Genomic DNA, 954 nt, shown 5'->3' with positions numbered 1-954 from the left:
AAATAACCCAAGACAATATCGACATTGATGTCGACGTTTCAACGCCTACTGCAGAAAATAACGAGGCAGATACCTCGTCTAATGATGCGCTAGAGACAGCGTCAACTGATGTCAAAAACACTGATCTTGATAATACTGATTCTAATAACAAAGACGTAAACGACAACCAAGATGAAAGCTATTTGCCACTCTTGGCATTGCGAGATGTCGTCGTTTATCCACACATGCAGATCGCCTTGTTTGTGGGACGTGCGCCATCGGTGAAAGCCGTTGAGCTGGCACAGGCTGAGTATGGCAACAAAGTACTGGTCGTCGCGCAAAAAGACTCATTGACCGAAGATATTGATCAAGACAACTTGTATCAATACGGTACGGTGTGCCGCATCGTCAGCACCATGCCGCACGATAGCGATGAGAACTGCATCAAAGTACTCATCGAAGGTCAATATCGCGCCCGTGTCGATAACATCGAAAGTCATGATGACTTATTGATGGCGAGATTTGAGCGTGCTGATCTTGATGTCACCATGGATGAGAGCCAGCAGAAAAACACTATTCAGGCGTTGACTACCCTGTTTGAAGGCTATGCGGATGCGCGTCTGCGTAATGCCCGTGAGCTGACCCGCGTGGCGAAGCGTATCGATGATTTGCTTGAGCTTGTGTACTTTATCTCAACTCGCGTCTCGATGGATCTTGATATCAAGCAGTCGTTCTTAGAAGAAAACGATGTCAAAACGCACATCAACACCTTGACGGAATATCTGGTCAAGCAAAGTGCTGAGCAAAATATCGAACAAGATATCCAAGATGCCGTTCGTCAGCAAATGGAAGACAATCAGCGCGAATACTTCTTGAATGAGAAGATGAAGGCCATCAAAAATGAGCTGTCAGATATGAATGACGGCGCGTTCGATGGTGAAGATGATGTGGCTGAGCTAGAGCAGCGTCTCGAAG

The 954-nt window shown here is 46.4% G+C and carries 1 protein-coding gene; it reads left to right on the top strand.

Features of this window, described 5'->3' with window-relative positions:
- Positions 1 to 2 precede the first annotated feature (2 nt).
- On the top strand, positions 3 to 954 hold a 952-nt coding region (locus tag ACS8FC_RS15355), incomplete at its 3' end, for an LON peptidase substrate-binding domain-containing protein (protein ID WP_439297409.1).

The sequence above is a fragment of the Psychrobacter sp. 1Y4 genome (assembly GCF_051847555.1).
The sequence above is the reverse complement of the archived record's forward strand: the minus strand, read 5'-3'. Positions and strand labels throughout refer to the sequence as shown.